The organism is Rugamonas sp., from assembly GCF_025354735.1.
Lineage (GTDB): Bacteria > Pseudomonadota > Gammaproteobacteria > Burkholderiales > Burkholderiaceae_D > Rugamonas.
This window is the reverse complement of sequence record NZ_JANXMI010000049.1, coordinates 1-17038: the sequence shown is the minus strand read 5'-3', so window position 1 is coordinate 17038 and position 17038 is coordinate 1. Positions and strand designations below refer to the sequence as shown.

The 17038-nt window shown below is 64.5% G+C and carries 12 protein-coding genes, 1 other RNA gene and 2 pseudogenes; 7 read left to right on the top strand and 8 right to left on the bottom strand.

Annotated features, from left to right (window positions below; translation table 11 throughout):
* A partial coding sequence (locus tag Q0S71_RS05435) for a DNA gyrase subunit A (RefSeq protein ID WP_295992388.1) occupies positions 1-871 on the bottom strand: 871 nt, incomplete at its 3' end.
* Positions 872-1379: 508 nt separating this feature from the next.
* On the opposite strand from Q0S71_RS05435, the gene ompA reads away from it, so the two are divergent.
* The 5 genes from ompA to ssrA all read left to right on the top strand — a co-directional run bounded on the left by ompA (position 1380) and on the right by ssrA (position 5294).
* A complete protein-coding gene (ompA, locus tag Q0S71_RS05430; protein ID WP_295992385.1) occupies positions 1380-2087 on the top strand; it encodes an outer membrane protein OmpA in 708 nt (235 codons plus the stop codon).
* Positions 2088-2211: 124 nt separating this feature from the next.
* Entirely contained in the window at positions 2212-2907 is a 696-nt protein-coding gene (gene ubiG, locus Q0S71_RS05425; protein ID WP_295992384.1) for a bifunctional 2-polyprenyl-6-hydroxyphenol methylase/3-demethylubiquinol 3-O-methyltransferase UbiG, read from the top strand.
* A 100-nt stretch (positions 2908-3007) separates the two neighbouring features.
* A complete protein-coding gene (locus tag Q0S71_RS05420) occupies positions 3008-3712 on the top strand; it encodes an HAD-IA family hydrolase (protein ID WP_295992382.1) in 705 nt (234 codons plus the stop codon).
* A 120-nt stretch (positions 3713-3832) separates the two neighbouring features.
* Complete coding sequence (locus Q0S71_RS05415) at positions 3833-4852, top strand: hypothetical protein (protein ID WP_295992379.1); 1020 nt, start codon at positions 3833-3835, stop codon at positions 4850-4852.
* A gap of 81 nt (positions 4853-4933) precedes the next feature.
* Positions 4934-5294, top strand: a transfer-messenger RNA (tmRNA) gene (ssrA, locus tag Q0S71_RS05410).
* 173 nt (positions 5295-5467) lie between these two features.
* Here ssrA and Q0S71_RS05405 read toward each other — a convergent pair.
* From Q0S71_RS05405 to Q0S71_RS05390, 4 genes are all read right to left on the bottom strand, one after another.
* The gene (locus Q0S71_RS05405; RefSeq protein ID WP_295992376.1) at positions 5468-5824 is read right to left on the bottom strand and encodes a hypothetical protein; all 357 of its coding nucleotides are present in this window, start codon (positions 5822-5824) and stop codon (positions 5468-5470) included.
* Positions 5825-6448: 624 nt separating this feature from the next.
* Positions 6449-6664, bottom strand: a complete 216-nt coding sequence (locus Q0S71_RS05400; RefSeq protein WP_295992372.1) for a hypothetical protein — start codon at positions 6662-6664, stop codon at positions 6449-6451.
* Between the two features lie 226 nt (positions 6665-6890).
* Positions 6891-10088 carry a S8 family serine peptidase gene (locus Q0S71_RS05395; protein ID WP_295992370.1) on the bottom strand — a complete coding sequence of 1066 codons (3198 nt, stop codon included), beginning with the start codon at positions 10086-10088 and terminating at the stop codon, positions 6891-6893.
* 10 nt (positions 10089-10098) lie between these two features.
* A complete protein-coding gene (locus Q0S71_RS05390) occupies positions 10099-10926 on the bottom strand; it encodes an NF038120 family PEP-CTERM protein (protein ID WP_295992367.1) in 828 nt (275 codons plus the stop codon).
* A 489-nt stretch (positions 10927-11415) separates the two neighbouring features.
* Between Q0S71_RS05390 and Q0S71_RS05385 the strand changes: the two genes are divergently transcribed.
* Positions 11416-12174, top strand: coding sequence for a PEP-CTERM sorting domain-containing protein (locus Q0S71_RS05385; RefSeq protein ID WP_295992366.1), 759 nt, complete (start codon positions 11416-11418; stop codon positions 12172-12174).
* Between the two features lie 104 nt (positions 12175-12278).
* Here the strand turns inward: Q0S71_RS05385 and Q0S71_RS05380 are convergent, their stop codons facing one another.
* Together Q0S71_RS05380 and Q0S71_RS05375 are read right to left on the bottom strand one after the other, a co-directional pair.
* Positions 12279-14318, bottom strand: coding sequence for a PAS domain-containing hybrid sensor histidine kinase/response regulator (locus tag Q0S71_RS05380; protein ID WP_295992395.1), 2040 nt, complete (start codon positions 14316-14318; stop codon positions 12279-12281).
* 9 nt (positions 14319-14327) lie between these two features.
* Positions 14328-14915: pseudogene (locus tag Q0S71_RS05375) on the bottom strand (PAS domain-containing protein); the annotation flags it as partial.
* A gap of 328 nt (positions 14916-15243) precedes the next feature.
* On the opposite strand from Q0S71_RS05375, the gene Q0S71_RS05370 reads away from it, so the two are divergent.
* Positions 15244-16833 (top strand): diguanylate cyclase, encoded by a 1590-nt coding sequence (locus Q0S71_RS05370; protein ID WP_367185278.1) that lies wholly within the window; start codon positions 15244-15246, stop codon positions 16831-16833.
* Positions 16834-16845: 12 nt separating this feature from the next.
* Here the strand turns inward: Q0S71_RS05370 and Q0S71_RS05365 are convergent.
* Positions 16846-17038: pseudogene (locus Q0S71_RS05365) on the bottom strand (glutathione S-transferase family protein); the annotation flags it as partial.

The window sequence follows — 17038 nt, the reverse complement described above, 5'->3', positions numbered from 1 at the left end:
AAATGCCTTCGAGCTTTTTGTCGCGGACGTTTTCGGCGATGCGCTCGAGCAGCGATTTTTTATTCACCTGGTACGGCAGCTCGTCGACGATGATCGCGATGCGCCCGCCATCCTTGCCGTATTCCTCGAAGTGGGTCTTGGCGCGCATGATGACGCGGCCGCGGCCCGTGCGGTAGCCGTCGCGCACGCCCGAGACGCCGTAGATGATGCCGGCGGTCGGGAAGTCCGGCGCCGGGATGATCTCGATCAGCTCGTCGATGGAGCAGTCGGGATTGCGCAGCACGTGCAGGGCGCCGTCGATCACTTCGGTCAGGTTGTGCGGCGGGATGTTGGTGGCCATGCCGACCGCGATGCCGGACGAACCGTTGATGAGCAGGTTGGGGATCTTGGTCGGCAGGACGGTCGGCTCTTTTTCCTTGCCGTCGTAGTTGGGCTGGAAGTCGACCGTGTCCTTGTCGATGTCGGCCAGGATTTCGCTGGCGATCTTGTCGAGGCGGCACTCGGTGTAACGCATGGCGGCGGCGCTGTCGCCGTCGACCGAGCCGAAGTTGCCCTGGCCGTCGACCAGCATGTAGCGCAGCGAAAAGTCCTGCGCCATGCGCACCAGCGTGTCGTAGATCGAGGCGTCGCCGTGCGGGTGGTATTTACCCATCGTCTCGCCGACCACGCGCGCGCACTTGACGTACGGGCGGTTCCACACGTTGTTCATTTCATGCATCGCGAACAGGACGCGGCGGTGGACCGGCTTCAAGCCGTCGCGCACGTCGGGCAAGGCGCGGCCGACGATCACGCTCATGGCGTAATCGAGGTAGCTCTTGCGCATCTCTTCTTCGAGGGAAATCGGAATTGTTTCTTTTGCGAATTGATCCATTGGCGGGTCGTTTGACTTTGGTTAACTTATCTTCTACGCAATGTGTGCCGCGCTGACTGCATATCCTCGGCCTGTCGCCGTCCAGCCGCATGGGCCACCGGGTCGACAGACAAGCACGCGATTTTAGCATGGGCGCCCGGCCGGCAGCGCATTTCCGGCGCCCGATGGATGGCGATGGTAGGCCGGACGGGATGCGCGCTGGGCGGCGGCGCGGCCGGCCCGGCCTTTCCTAAACGGAAATGTAATCGTCCTGACACAATTTTCGCTTATGATCCCGCCCTGCGTTGCAACTAAACAACATTTGTGCGTTTTTTTAAACCTGAACGAACGCGGTTTGATTTAACCGTGTTCGTGCGCATAGGACCCCTGTGGCAAAATGGACCAGAAATCAATTGCCTGTTTCGCAATCGAGAGCCCGTCGCAGAAGTGCCCCATGGTAAAATCCGCCCCACGTTACACCTACGTCGCGCAGGAATGCTGCCGATATCACCCCGAAAGGAAGAAAATAATGAAAAAAATCATCTCCATGCTGGCCGTCACAGCCGCATTCGCCGCCTCGGCCATCGCTCAAACGCCTACGCCCACCGCCCCGCCTTACGCCCCCGTTACCCAAGACATCAAGGCCGCCACGCCCAAGAGCGCCTATGTGCAAGATGCGCGCGGCGTGATCGCGCGCGATCCGTACGGCCTGTGCTGGCGCACCGGCTACTGGACCCCGGCCGACGCCGTGCCAGGCTGCGACCTGCCACTGTGCACCGATCCAGAAACCCTGGTCGACGGCAAGTGCGTCGCCCCGGCTCCGGCACCAGCACAGGCACCGACCCCGGTAGCGGCCGCACCGGTCGTCGTCGCCGCGCCGACGTCGCAGAAGGTGAGCTTCGCCGCCGACGCCTTCTTCGACTTCGACAAGGCCGTGCTGAAGCCTGAAGGCAAAGCCAAGCTCGACGACCTGACCTCGAAACTGGGCAGCATCAACCTGGAAGTCATCATCGCCGTCGGCCACACCGATTCCATCGGCACCAACGCCTACAACCAGAAGCTGTCGATCCGCCGCGCCGAAGCCGTCAAGGCCTACATCATCTCCAAGGGTGTGGAAGCGAACCGTGTCTACACCGAAGGCAAGGGCGAGACCCAGCCGGTGGCCGACAACAAGACCGCCGAAGGCCGCGCCAAGAACCGTCGCGTGGAAATCGAAGTCGTCGGCACCAAGAAGTAATCGCAGCGCAGCGCGCCGGCTAGACGCCGGCGCGCCACCGCAACCCCGCCACGGCGGGGTTTTTTTATGCCGCGCCGTTTCAATCCAATCGCATAGAGTTGAAATTGCCGCTATCATTCAGCCCATGAACGCCGACCCTTTAGAAATTCAAAAATTCAGTGAACTGGCCCACCGCTGGTGGGACCCCACGTCCGAATTCCGTCCCCTGCACGAAATCAACCCGCTGCGACTGGAATGGATCAACGCCCGCGCCCCGCTGGCGGGCAAGACCGTGATCGACATCGGCTGCGGCGGCGGCATCCTGACGGAGTCGATGGCGCGCAAGGGCGCAACGGTGACCGGCATCGACCTGTCCGAAAAAGCGCTCAGGGTGGCCGACCTGCACAGCCTGGAATCGGGCGTGCAGGTGCGCTACGAGCTGATCGCGGCCGAAGACATGGCGGCCCGGGAAGCGGGCCGCTACGACGTCGTCACCTGCATGGAAATGCTCGAACACGTGCCGGACCCGGGCGCCATCGTGCGCGCCGCCGCCACGCTGGTCAAGCCGGGCGGCCACGTGTTCTTTTCGACGCTGAACCGCAATCCGAAAGCGTATCTGTACGCCGTCATCGGCGCCGAATACCTGCTGCGCATGCTGCCCAAGGGCACGCACGACTACGACAAATTCATCACGCCGGCCGAGCTGTCGCAATACGCCCGCGGCGCCGGACTCGACGTGCAGGGCTTGAAAGGCCTGGGTTACAACCCGCTGAGCAAAATCTACTCGCTCAACGACGACACCAGCGTCAACTACCTGGTGGCGACGCGGCGGCCGCTGTAAGAACGCGCACCCCGCCCGCGCTTTTAGTCAGCCTCAGCCTTTTCAGCCCACATCCCAGCCCAACCACAGGCGGCCACGGCCGCCCCCTTCCCCCACCGCCATGAGCCAGTCCGCCCTCCCCGCCGCCCCCCGCGCCATCTTGTTCGACCTCGACGGCACGCTGGCCGACACCGCGCCCGACCTGGCCGCCGCCGTCAACCTGCTGCGCAGCGCGCGCGGGCTGGCGCCGACGGCCTACGAACTGCTGCGGCCGACCGCCTCGGCCGGCGCGCGCGGCATGATAGGCGTGGCCTTCGGGCTGACGCCGCAGGACGAGGGCTTCGCCGCCCTGCGCGCCGGCTTCTTCGACAACTACCAGGCCGCCATCGCCGTGCACAGCCGGCTGTTCGACGGCGTCGCGACGCTGCTGGACGGCATCGCCGAAGCCGGCCTCGCTTGGGGCATCGTCACCAACAAGCCGACCCGCTTCACCGACCCGCTGCTGCCGCTGATCGGCCTGGCGCACGCCGGCTGCGTGGTCTCCGGCGACACCACGGCCCACCCCAAGCCGCACCCGATGCCGCTGCTGGAAGCGGCCGCCCGCCTCGGCCTGGCGCCCTCGGACTGCTGGTACGTGGGCGACGACCTGCGCGACATCCAGGCCGGCCAGGCCGCCGGCATGCCGACCATCGCCTGCGCCTGGGGCTATGGCGGCCGGCAAGAACCGCTGGACTGGCAGGCCGACCACGTGCTCGACACGCCGCAAGCGTTGCTGGCCCTGCTCCAATCGGCCATCTGCGCAACAGGCAGCGCCCTGGCGGCTTGAAATGTGTTATTAAGGAACTTCACGTTCCGGCATGGTTATTATTTCCATGTGGCAATATTCGACGTGACGCACTATACTAAACAAGTCCCTACCCCCGACTAGCTAGTGGAGCACGACAACATGAATGGCGAGTATCCCGATCTGATCGCGGACGTACCGGAGCCCTACAACGAGCTGCTGGGCAACGTCCCGGCACTCATCAACGCGCCGCAGACCTGGAGCGTCAGCGTCAGCGACGCCAAATTCCACTGGTACGACCTGGTGGCCGGCTTCCCGAGCGTGCCCGACATCCGCGACCCGGTGGGCCGCTATCTGCGGCGCATGCAGTTCGACCTGGAAGCGACGACGGAAAAGCGGCTGCTGTATTTTGTCGTGACGCGGCCGCGCATCCGCTTCGACGCCAAGCGCACGACGCAGTGGGGCTTTTTCTCGCTCAAGCTGACGATCCCGCTGCTGGTGGGCGTCGAAGAAGAACGCGACTCCATCACCATCGAACTCGAAGTGCCGTTCGCCGCCACGCTGAAAAAGCCGACGGTGACGCTGTTCGAGCAATTCATCACGCTCAACTGGGGCGGCCTGGTCGAAGCGTGGTCCATCCACGACGTGCTGCAAAACTTCGACAACGACCACAAATTCCCCAGCAAGATACTGTATGTGGGCCAGACCAAGGACCCCTCCGGGCGCCTGGCCAAGGGCCGGCTGGCGGCGATCCAGAAGCTGCACCAGCAATACAGCGAGGACAGCGACATGCTGCTGCTGGTGCAGCGCCTGACGTTCGCCGTGGCGTCGGACGAAGGCGACCCGGCCGACCTGCCCGAGAACCAGAATCCGGTGGCGGTCGACGCGCTGAGCAAGGACCGCATGGACCTGGTCGAAAACGCGCTCATCAAGTATTTCGAGGAGCCGTCGACGCGCACCCGCAGCGCGCAGGAAATGCTGGGGCGGCGCGAACGCATCGTCGAGGTACAGGCGGCGCACAAGGTCGAGCAATTCCGCATCGACCTGCGGCTGGAAGAGTCCGGCAAGTATCACGAGCTGAAATCGGACAAGGTGGCGACCTCGCACGCGCACGTGATCGACTGCGTGGTGCTGGGCAGCGAGATCGGCGTGACGCGGGTGGTGCCGGAAGTGCGCAAATAGGCCGATTCCGAGCGCGAGGAGCGGGCGACGCGATGGCGGGCTACTGTGCGCGGGCATATTGCGCTACAATGGAGTTTCTGTGGGGACGACCTGGTTTCGACGTGGGTTGCAAAGCAGCGCAGGGCATACCGAGGGCGGGCTACCTCGTAAATACAACCTGAAAAAACTTAACTGCAAACGATAACTCGTACGCACTGGCAGCTTAATTGCTGTTAGCTCCACAACACTTCTTCCCTGGGGTGGGCCGTTAAAAGCTGTGGAGTCATTTACAGGGAATCGCGTTCCAATGGGTCACTTAGCGGAACGTTAAATCTAAGGTGAATCGTCTGTCCAGAACGTGCACATCCGTGCTGTACAGATTAAATTAAATGATAGTGCTAAGTATGTAGAACTGTCTGTAGAGTGCTTGCGGACGCGGGTTCGATTCCCGCCGTCTCCACCACTGGATTAAAAACAAAGGCCCCGTGCGCAAGCACGGGGCCTTTGTTTTTAATCCTATCGTTGGCGCCGAGCGGGAATCGAAACCGCGGGACGCGGGGCGTAGCGGGGAATTCGGCTCGCATGCGAGCCGCCCGCGTAGCGGCTTTGCGCTTGCAAGCGCAAAGCCTCTCCGATTCAACTGACTAAAGAAATCGCCGCAGGCGATTTTTGCAATAAATTGCCCATCGGAACTGTCCAATTCAGTTCGGCCGCGGCGCGGACAATAACCCACGCCATTTCCGCGTCGCTCCCCCACCCGGTGCCAAGAAGCTGCGCGAACAGACGCTCTAAAATCTCAAGCTCCGATAGCGCCGCGTATCTGGCATAGCGATTTTTTCGGCACTGCGCGACGAGCTGGTCCATCAGTTCTACGCAGATTTCATAACGCTCTTGCCCCCCTGTTTTGGCATCGCAGGGCACGAGAACCATAGACCGCGCGCCAGCCAACCCCGCAACACCATGCTCACGTGGAAAGTCGTCAGGAACAATCATATAAAGCACTCCGGCGAAGGCCTACAGCGCCATTACTTCGCGCTCAACTTGTCAACCGCAGGCAACGGTCCCAAATCCGGCTGACCTTCGACATGCACTGCGCGCGCGCCGCTAGCACGCTCAACCGAGCGTATGGTATCGACGATAGTCTTATTAACCCACTCCTCCGGCGTTCCCACGATTGCGTTCGCGCCCTCGCGTATCACCTGAGCCATATTTCCATCGGCTTTCAGGCACCGGCATCGCGCCGAAAAAAGCGCGGCCTTCACTCTGTGGAATTGAATTTTATGGAACGGAAGTGGTCTGAAAAAGCACGGGCGTACAGCAAGCGCCGGCGGCTCAAGCATGCCTTTCAACGGGGTGCGACGGCGGGCGGTAAGAGGGGATTTGCAAATCGTCAAGGCGGAATTTTTTTCTGGTGAAAACGTAGTTTTTAAGTCGCATTTATATTGCCACGTGACTTACGAAAACTATAGCTACCAACTCAATGCATACGCCCGGCCGCCGCTATGTGGTCCACATGGCTGACGAAAAAGACGGCACCCCATGCGTCGATAACGCTCACGTCGCGCCGAGTACACGACCCGGCTCGCCATCCTCAAGCGCGACGGAACGACAGTTCAGTTACATCTCCGGCATGCCGCGCAGATGTTCGATATCCGAGATGGCGAAATGCCAGGATGCCTCGGCGCCCGCCAGCGGGAGCACTTGTATCGGCAGCTGAATATGCTTCAATATTTTTCCACCCAGGGAAATTTGGTAGCGTAAAGCGGTGTACTCCACGTCATAGGTTTTTTTCAGTCCCTGGCGGCGGGTATAGGTGTCGTGAGCGGCGGGCATACGGCCTCCGGTTTGTCGCGGTAAATGGAATGGATAAATGATACGCCGCTTGGTTTTGAAATGAGGCCGGGCGTCCAACCGTGCGCGCTTGCGTGGTGCTTGGGCGTGGTGCTGGGGCTGCGGACGGACGATCCCCGCTGCGCCGTCGGCCAACAAAAAACGGCGCACCCGAGGGTGCGCCGTTCAGGCCGGTGAAGGCGTGGCCGGCCGTCGGGCCGGCCGGGGTTTATTGCCGTCCGACCAGTCCGGCGCCGGCGCGGCGTGCCGTCATCAAGGGCACCGGATCGGTGGTGTCGATGCCGAACACGGTGCTCGTTTGCACCGCGCCGCCGTACAGGTAACCGACCGCGCCGCTATAGCGCTTGCCGGCGTCGAGGCCGGACCAGCTGGCCGCCACCGATGCCGTGCCGCCGGTGAAGACGGTCGATGGCGTCAGCACCTTGAAGCCGCCGCCGTTGCTGCCCGGCGCGACGATCCACGACGACAGCGTGAAGGTCGAGCTGCCGTTGTGCGGCGCAAAGCCCGTCACGCAGACACGGTAGGTGCCGGCCGCAGGCATGGCCATGGACACGTTCTCGTCGGCCGTGACGCTGCCGCTGTAGGCCACCAGCAAGCCGTTGGAGTCGAACACCAGCAAGTCCAGATCGTCGATGGCGCCGGCCTGGTAGCCGGTGGTGTCGGCGTTGAACAGCGCGAAACGGGCCAGCAACGTGCCCGGCGGCACGGTGACGGTGCTGGCGATCACGCTGGGGCTGCCGCCGGCCATGCACTGGCCCTGGCCGTCGTCGCCGGACTGGTCGGTCACCACCGTGTAGACGTCGCGCTGCGCCGCCACCAGGCCGCCCTTGACCACCGCCAGCGGACCGCTGAAGCCGGTGCCGATGGTGAAGACCTTGCTGCCCGTCGTCGCTTCGCTATACACGGAATCGATGGTGGCGATGGAGCTGGCGCGGGCCGTCAGCGGGCTGCGCACGGTGTGGGTGCCGTCGTTCCAGACCAGCGCGCCATACTGCCAGGCACCGATGGCGGCCGTGGTGCGGGTCAGGTTGACGGTGAAGCTGGCCTGCGCGCCCGGCGCGAGCACCAGGCTGGCCGGCGACACCGTCACCGTGAAGCCCGGCAGCGCGGCGCTGGCGTTGTAGGTGGCGGCGCTGCTGCCGACGTTGGTCACCGTGCGCGTGATGCTGACCTTGCCCAACACATTGGCGTCGGTGATCGACGGCAGGTTCAGGTTGTAAGGCTGCAAGGCGCCGGCGCTCTGGCAGCTGGCCGGGGCGACCGACTGCGAACCTTCGCTGCACAGGAAGCGCAGATAGTCGGCCGGCGTCAGGTCATAGATCAGCCCCGGATCGGCGGCCGAATTGGGCGCGATGTGGCCCGCGCCCTGCGACCACGGCAGCTGGCCGTTGGCCATGCCGAGGCCGCCGTCGTTGACGGTCAGGGTGGCGGTGGTCATCAGCGCCGACTTGATGGCGGCCGGCGACCAGGTCGGATGCATCTGCTTGAGCAGCATGGCGACCCCGGCCACGTGGGGCGTGGCCATCGAGGTGCCGCTGTAAAAGTCCCAGGCCAGGGCGGCCGGACCGGTGCCGGCGACCACGGCGGCGCGCTGGTCGGCCGTCAGGGTCGGCGACACGGCGGCCAGGATGTTGACGCCCGGCGCGCTCAAGTCCGGCTTGAGCGTGTTCGGGTCGCCGAGGTTGGGGCCGCGCGAGGAAAAGCTCGCGATCATCGGCGCCGGCAGCGCGCCTATCATGGGCGTGAACACCGACAGGGCGGCGTTCGGCTTGGCCGTGGTGCTGACATAGGTCTTGATGGCGGCGCCATCCGTGTTCGACACGTGCACCGTCGGCACCGAATGGACTTCGGAGACGATGCCGGCGCCGTTGTCGACCAGGATCATGCCGACGCCGCCGACGGCCAGCACCGCCTTGCTCTTGTCGAGCCGGGCGCTGACACCGCGGTCGCAGACGATCACCTTGCCGGCCGCCAGCGAGGCGTCGAGCGCGCCGGCATCGCTGCCGCCGTAGCTGTCGCGGTCGGTGGCCGAGAAGCACTGGCGGCGCGCGTCGCGGTCCGCCTGTGTCAGCTGGGCGTAGGGGACCAGGCCGGCGTCCTGGGCCAGCATGGCGGTCGTCGCCGGCAGCGCGGTGCTGTCGAGCGAGGCGCCGATGTATTTGGCGCCGTTGCCCAGCGTGGCGGTGGCGCCGTTGAGGCGGTTGTGGGTGGACGCGGCCACCGTCGTCATCCACGGGCCGACGTGGGCCACGGTGTCGGCCGGGCCGGCGTTGCCGCCGGCGACGGAAACGAACACGCCGGCGTTGACGGCGCCCAGGAAGGCCTGGTCGACCGGATCGTCGAAATCGTCGGAGCTGCCGCCGATGGAATAGCTGATGGCGTTGACGCCGTCGAGCACGGCTTTTTCCACGGCCGCCACGCTGTCGCCGCTAAAGCAGCTGTTCTGGCTGCCGGTGCCGTCGTTGGCGAAGGGGCTGATGTAGGTCCAGCACACCTTGTACATGGCGATGCGGGCGCGCGGCGCCATGCCCGACACGGTGCCCATGGGCGTGCCCGCGACCGAGGCCGGCACGCCGTTGTTGCCGCCGGCCGTGGTCGAGGTGTGCGTGCCGTGGCCGCCGTGGCCGCCCAGGCCGTCGGCGCCGCCCAGCGAATCGCGCGCCGACATGAAGTCCGACGGGTGCATCAGATAACCGCTCATCATGAAGGAGGCGTTGAAGAATTGCGCGCCGATCAGCTTGTTGTTGCAGCTGTGCTCGCTAATCCCCTCGCCCACCGTGCACGAGCCTTTCCAGCGCGCCGGCGGCGGGCCGTAGGCGAGCGTGCCGCTGGCGTCGAAGGTCGGCGCGCCCTTGCTGTCCACGCGGTCGGCGTAGGCCGGACTTTCCGGCCAGGCGCCGGTGTCGAGCATGCCGATAATCATGTCCTCGCCGGCCGCGCCCTTGCCGCCCAGCTGCTGCCACAGGCCGCCCGGGTTCTTGTCCAGGCCGAGGAAGGTGGGCGTGTAATTGGTTTGCACATAGCGCGGTTCATCGGCCTTGATGACGGCCACGCCGCTGTTCTTTTTTAGCTTGCGTACTTCGGCGTCGCTGAGCATGGCTGAAAAGCCGTTGAACACCACGCTGTAGCTGTGCAGCAGGGGCGCGTCGGCCACCACCGTGAGCACGGCCTCGCGCTGCTGGTCCAGGTAGTGGACGTAGGCCTGCACATTGCTGGCGCTGACGTCGATGTGCTGTCCGGCCGCCGGCTTGGTGGCGGCCAGGCCGGCGACGTCGCCGGTATAGCTGGCGACCGGCTTGGCGGCCAGTTGCACGATGTAAAGACGGCGCGCGTCGACGGCACCGGCCTGCTGGGTCACGCCCGCGAGCAGGACCAGCGCGGCCAGCGAAATGGAAGAAAGTCTCATCGTCTTACCCTTAAGCATTAGGAAGGAAAGCGCCGCGACGGCGGGCCACGGCGGCCAGCGCCAGTCCCAGGCCGAACATCATCCAGGCGGCCGGTTCCGGCACGGCGCTGGTCAGATGCACATTGTCGAGCGCGAACTGGGCCTGGTTGGCCGACACGTCGCTGTTGACGCAGCCGCCGGCGCCGTCGAACAGGCAGGCGCTGATGGTGACGCTGCTCAGGTCGGCCTTGCCGAAGGCGCCCGCGTTCCACGAGGCGAAGGTGTACAGGCCGTCGGCGTTCTGGCCGCCGAAATCGACTTCGGTGCTGATGGTGCCGCCGCCGACCTTGCTGCCGCTGATGACCAAGCGGCCATACACGCCGTCGGGCACGCCGTACACCGGCGACACGAAGGCGAAGTCCAGCGAGTTCAGGTGAAAGCCGTGGCTGTCGCTGCGCGAAAACGAGATGGAACCGTCGTTGAGGCCGCTGTAGTACTTGCTGGCATTGCCGGCGGGACAGGCGATGATGTCGCAGTTGTAGGCGTTGCCGCCGTCGACGATGGCGCCGGCCAGGCCGGGCGTGTAGCCGTCCTGGCTCTGGGCGAAGGTGCTGTCGGCCACCGTGGCCAGATAGCCTTGGCTGGAAAACTGGTCGCGGCCGGCGTAGATGCTGTCACCGGCGGCCAGCGCCGGCGTGACGACATTGCTGACGTGCTCGAAATCGATCGTGGTGGCGTCCGCGTGGGCCGCCGACATCGTCGCCGCCGCCAGCAGCGCCGCGCCGCCGGCCTGTCCGATGCGCCGCGTCCATCCTCGCCGCAGTTGCGCCGCCGAGCACAAATAGAGAGCCTGAATCATTAATCACCTCTTGTTTTTATTGCATGGTTGAGATGGCCGCGAGGCGGCCGCACGATGCCCGTTTTTTGTAACCGGGTCACAATAAAATACAGGATTTGAAATCTGGTCGATATTGAAATGATACTTTTTTTGCGCTACAAGCTATGGCGATCCGGGCTTGCCGCAAGGGCTGGGATGAGTGTCAACGCGGTGATAATCGGGCGTTTTTTTGTGTATATTTTACAACGAGTAAATTCCGATAGTGAGGCGTGGCAAGGCTTATAGAGGCACCAGCCGGTTTTTTATCATTTTGGAGAAAAAGCAACATGACAAGAAAATATAGCCCAATGCTACACATGCGCGCTTGCCGGCCGCGATATGCGCCGTTATCATATTTTTATTACTTTTCGGTATTTTTGTAACAGAAAGGAGGTAGAAACCGGTTACGGCATGGCGCATCACGACGCATCACCACCCTATATTCATTCGTCAATTCACCCGGAGTGCATCTTGAAATTCTCATCCCTCTCACTGCTTTTCGCCACTGGCATGGTCCTGGCCGCATCGGCATCGGCCGCACAAAGCACGGTAACGTTTTCCGACGGTTTGACCGACAACTGGGTCGGTCGTTACAGCGGCCTGACCGGCCCCGGCGGCCTCGGCCTGGGCACCTATGTCGACAGCACGCTGGGCGACGACGCCCCGTCGCTGCGCACCACCTATAACGACCACCTGAAAATCGGCATCCGCTACTATTCCGACGCCGCCACCTACACCGGCGACTACACGAAAGCGTCGTCGGTCACGGTGGGCTTCGATATCGACACGCTGCTGATGACGCGCGGCGCCCCGACGGGCAGCCCGCAGCTGGTCAACGACCTGTACGTCGACCTGCTCGACCACAACGATCCGACCGAGACGGTCGATGCCTCCATCCTGAGCTACAAGATCGGCGCCGTCAGCCAGGGCACGGGCTGGACCCATTTCAGCGTGACCTTCGACCCGCGCGCGGCGCTGGGCGACGGCTGGAGCTCGAACAGCACCCTCAGCGCGGCGCAGATCTTGTCGAATGTCGATGAGCTGGCCTTCCGCATCGACGGTGGACCGAAGTCCGGCAGCACCATCGCCTACGACGTCGCGATCGATAACATTTCCTTCAACTCCATCGCGGCCGTGCCGGAACCAGGTTCGGGCGTGATGATGCTGGGTGGACTGGGCCTGCTCGGCACGGTGCTGGGACTGCGCCGGCGCGCCGCGCGTCAGGCCTGAGCGTCAAATCTGAGCGTCAAGTCTGATACCGACTAGCCGCTGGAGCGACCGGCGGACGGGCGCGGCCACCGACGTGGCTGCGCAAGCCGGCCGCCAGGGACGCGTCAAAGTTCCTCGACCGCCATGCCCTGCTTTTCCGCGAAGTGCAGCGCCATGTCCAGCGCGTCCATGAACTCGACGACATTGATGGGCTTGGTCAGGTAGCGGAAGAAACCCGCCTCCATGCCTTTTTCCACGTCGCGCGGCACGGCGTTGGCCGACAGCGCCATCACCGGGATGTGGGCGGTGGCGGGGTCGGCCTGCAAGACCTTGAGCGCGCCGAAGCCGCTCAGCCCCGGCAGATTAATGTCCATCAAGATCACGTCGGGCTGATAGGCGCGCGCCAGGTCGATGCCGAGGTGGGCGTTGATGGCCGTGAACAGCTTGAGGTCGCTGCGCCGTTCTATCAGTTGCTCGACCAGATCCAGGTTGGCCGGATTGTCTTCCACGTACAACAGCGTGCGCTGGCCGGTCGGCTGTCCCGCCGGCGCGGCGGGCGCGGCGATGGCCACTTGCGCGAGATCGCCATCGGTGGCGAATTGCGGATTGCTGGAGGCGGCGAAATCGACCCAGAATTCGGTGCCGACGCCGGGCGTGCTGTCGACCCCGATCACGCCATCCATCAATTCGACCAGTTGCTTGGTCACCACCAGGCCGATGCCGGTGCCCTCCTCGGCGCTGTCTTCCTGGCCGAGGCGGTTGAAGGGCTGGAACAACTGGGCCTGCTGCTCGGCGCTCAGGCCGATGCCGCTGTCCTTGACGTAGACCCGCACCCGGCCGGCCTCGGCCGCGATGCAGCGCACCGTGACCGTGCCGCCCGGACGGTTGTATTTGACGGCGTTCGACAGCAGGTTGATCATCACCTGTTTGACCCGCGTCAAGTCGGCGTGGATGAAATGGGACGCGTCGGAGGCCGGGAACACCAGGCCGATGCCGCGCTTTTGCGCCTGCGGGCCGATCAGCGCGTGGCAATCCTGCAGCACTTCGGACAGCGACATCGGCTCCGACGAAATCGTCACCTTGCCCGATTCGATCATCGCCAGGTCGAGGATTTCATTAATCAGGCGCAGCAGATACCAGCCGCCCTTGAGGATTTGCCCGATCGAGCGCTGCTGCGACGCCGTCGGCGCCGGGATTTCCGACTCCATCAACTGGGCGAAGCCGAGCACGCCGTTCAGCGGCGTGCGCAATTCGTGGCTCATGCTCGACAGGAATTCCGACTTGGCCAGGTTGGCCTTTTCCGCGACGGCGCGGGCGGTTTCCAGCTCGACGTTATTTTCTTGCAGCACATGCTCGAACTGCTTGCGCTCGGTCATGTCGCGGGCGGCGGCGAACACGCCCTTGAGGTTGCGGTCGCGGTCGTAGAAAGTGGTGGCGTTGTAGGACACCACCGTTTCCTTGCCGTCGCGGGCGCGCGCCGTCAGCTCGTAGTTGGTGACCTTGCCTTCCCGCAGCACGCGCTTGATGCCGGCCTCGGCCCGCTTCTGGTCGGTGAAATAATTCTTGAACGGGGCGCCGATCAGCTCGTCGCGCGCGCAGCCGGTCAGCGCTTCCATCTGCTGGTTGACGTCGCTGATGATGCCGCGCGGATCGGTCGTCATCAGGGCGTCGATATTCGATTCGATCAGCGAGCGGGTGTAAAACTGCTGGTCGCGCAAGCTCTGGTCGAGCAGCGCCTGCTCGGCCTCGACCTGCTTGCGGGCCGTGTTGTCGGTGCCGATCAGCAGGTAGCCGATGATGGCGTCCTGGGCGTCGCGCAGCGCCGTCACCGAGACGATGGCGGGGAAACGCGTGCCATCCTTGCGGATATAGGTGAGCTCGTAGATATCCTCGATGCCGCGCGAGGCCTTGAACACCAGCGCCTCGAAGCCGGGCGCGATGGCCGTGTCGTGCTCCAGGCTCAGCGTTTCGGCCCGCTCGATCACTTCCTGCGGGTCGGAGATATTGGCCGGCGTGATCTGGTCGACCACGTCGGCCGCCGTGTAGCCGAGCATGCGTTCGGCGCCGACGTTGAAAATCTGGATCACGCCCTGGGCATCGGTGGCGATGCTGGAAAAGTTGGCGCTGTTGAAAATCGCCCGCTGCAGGGCGCCGGCGCGCAGCAGCGCCTCCTCGGCCTCCTTGCGGGCCGTGTTGTCGGTGCCGATCAGCAGGTAGCCGATGATGGCGTCCTTGGCGTCGCGCAGCGCCGTCACCGACACCACGGCCGGGAAGCGGCTGCCATCCTTGCGGATATAGGTCAGCTCGTAAATATCCTCGATGCCGCGCGAGGCCTTGAACACCAGCGCCTCGAAGCCGGGCGAGATCGGCGTGTCGAGTTCGGCCGTCAGCGTGGTGGCGCGCAGGATGACTTCCTGCGCGTCCGAAATATCGGCCGGCGTGATTTTATCGACGACATCGGCCGCCAGATAGCCCAGCATGCGCTCGGCGCCGACGTTGAAGATCTGGATCACGCCCTGGGCGTCGGTGGCGATGCTGGAAAAGTTGGCGCTGTTGAAAATCGCGTCTTGCAGGGCGCCGGCCTTGATGAGCGGCTGCTGCGCCAGCGCGTCGGCCACGCTGCCGGACCAGCGCCCGCCGCCACGGCGCGTCACCAGCAACAACAGCAGCAAGCCGGCGCTGATGGCCAGCAAGGCGTCGCGCACGCCGTTCCAGCCGGGCGCGCCCGAGGTCAGCAGGAGAAAAGCGGTCAGAACGACCATGGAAATAGCGAAGCCGATCAACACTAAACGATCGAGCGACGTTATAGGTAACGTCTTCATGTTCAAGCCTGGGCCGGTGTAAAACTGAGCGCTAGCCTCGGCCCAAACAAGGTGACGGCGAAGCCGTAACGCCGGCAAGCTGCCGCCGGCGTTTTCATATCTATGTTATCTATGTTACAGGGTAACACATCCGGCTTGCGGAGACGGTCCGCAAAAGCTTGGCGCCGGCTATGCAAAGAGTGAGAAAATATGCCACCGTGAAATGGCTGACCGCGCCGCGGCGCAGCCATTCCAATTTCATCTTCCCCCGCACGGAGCCTGCGCAAGTATGCGATCTTCCCACCCCCGCGCCCTCGCCGCCGCGACCAAACGCCACCTCGGCGACGCCGCTTTGGGCCGCCTGCCTATCATGCTGGCGGCCAGCGCCTTCGTGATCCTGGTATGCGCCAGCCTGGTCGGCGTCGAAGCCTGGCTGACCTGGCGCGCCCGCGTGGTTCAGCTGAGCGAAGCGCGCATCGCCTCGAACAACGTGGCCGAGGCCGTCGCCCAGCACGCTTACGACACCATCAAGGAAGCCGACACCGTACTCGTCGGCCTGGTCGAGCGCGTCGAACACGACGGCGCCGGCACGCCGGCCGAACTGGAGCGCCTGCACCAGTTGCTGGCGCTGCGGGTGCGGGCGCTGCCGCAGCTGCACGGCTTGTTCGTCTATGGCGCCGACGGCGCCTGGATCACCAATTCGGAACCGTCCATGTTGAGCGGCCAGAACAACGCCGACCGCGAATACTTCATCTACCACCGCAGCCACACCGGCGACGCGCCCCACATCGGCCCGCCGATCCGCAGCAAGTCGACGCATGAGTGGATCGTCACGGTGTCGCGCCGCATCAACCGGGCCGACGGCGGCTTCGGCGGCGTCGCGCTGGCGACCATCAAGATGGCGTATTTCAAGAAATTCCAGGAGCGCTACAACATCGGCCAGGCCGGCGCCATTTTCCTCGCCACCGACCAGGGCACGCTGCTGATACGCCGCCCCTACGACGAAGCCATGCTGGGACGCGACATTTCCGCGCTGCCCCTGTTCGCGCGCTATCTGTCGGTTTCCAGCGCCGGCACCGCCACCATCAAGTCGAGGCTCGACGGCGTCACCCGCATCAACAGCTACCGCCGGCTGGAAGAATATCCGCTGGTGGTCTCGGCCGCGCTGTCGGAAGCCGAAACGCTGGCCGACTGGCGCACTGACGCCTGGCGCAACGGCATCATGGTGGCCGTCATCGTGCTCGGCATCGGCGCCCTGGGCTTCCGGCTGATCCTGCAAATCCAGCAGCGGGTCGAGGCCGAGAACGAATTGCGCAAGGCGCGCGGCTCGCTCGAAACGCTCAACGCCACGCTGGAGCAGCTGGCCATGCAGGACGGCTTGACGGGACTGGCCAACCGCCGCAAGTTCGACACCGCCATCACCGAGGAATTCAGCCGCGCCACCCGCAACGCCAGCGCGCTGGCGCTGATTATGATAGACGTCGACTGTTTCAAGCAGTACAACGACATCTACGGCCACGCCGCCGGCGACGCATGCCTGCGCGCCATCGGCCGCGTGGTCGGCGACAGCAAGCGCCGCCCCGGCGACATGGCGGCCCGCTACGGCGGCGAGGAATTGGCGGTGCTGCTGCCCGGAACCGACGTGGCCGGCGCGCTGGTGGTGGCCGAAAAAATCCGGCAAGCCATTTATGCGCTGGAACTGGTCCACAGCGGCAATCCGAACGGCGTCGTCACCGTCAGCGCGGGCGTGGAAGCGTTCGAGCCGGTGGGCGGGGAACAGCGGCCGGTCGACCTGATCGAGGCGGCCGACAAATTGCTGTACCAGGCCAAGCGGAGCGGCCGCAACCGGGTCGGCGCCCGCGCCGCCGTCGCGGCATGAGGCCGGCCCGACTTAATCCTGCGTGTCGATAAAGGCCGGCAGTTGCCGCGCCAGCGCGGCGATGGCGGCCAATTTGGGAAAGTTGGCGGCGTTGACGTCGCCGAAAATCGGGTGCGCGGCGGCCGCCTCGAAGACCACCACCGTCATCACGTCGGCATGGCTCAGCTGCCCGCCCAGCATCCACGGCGCGCCGGCGCGCGCTTCG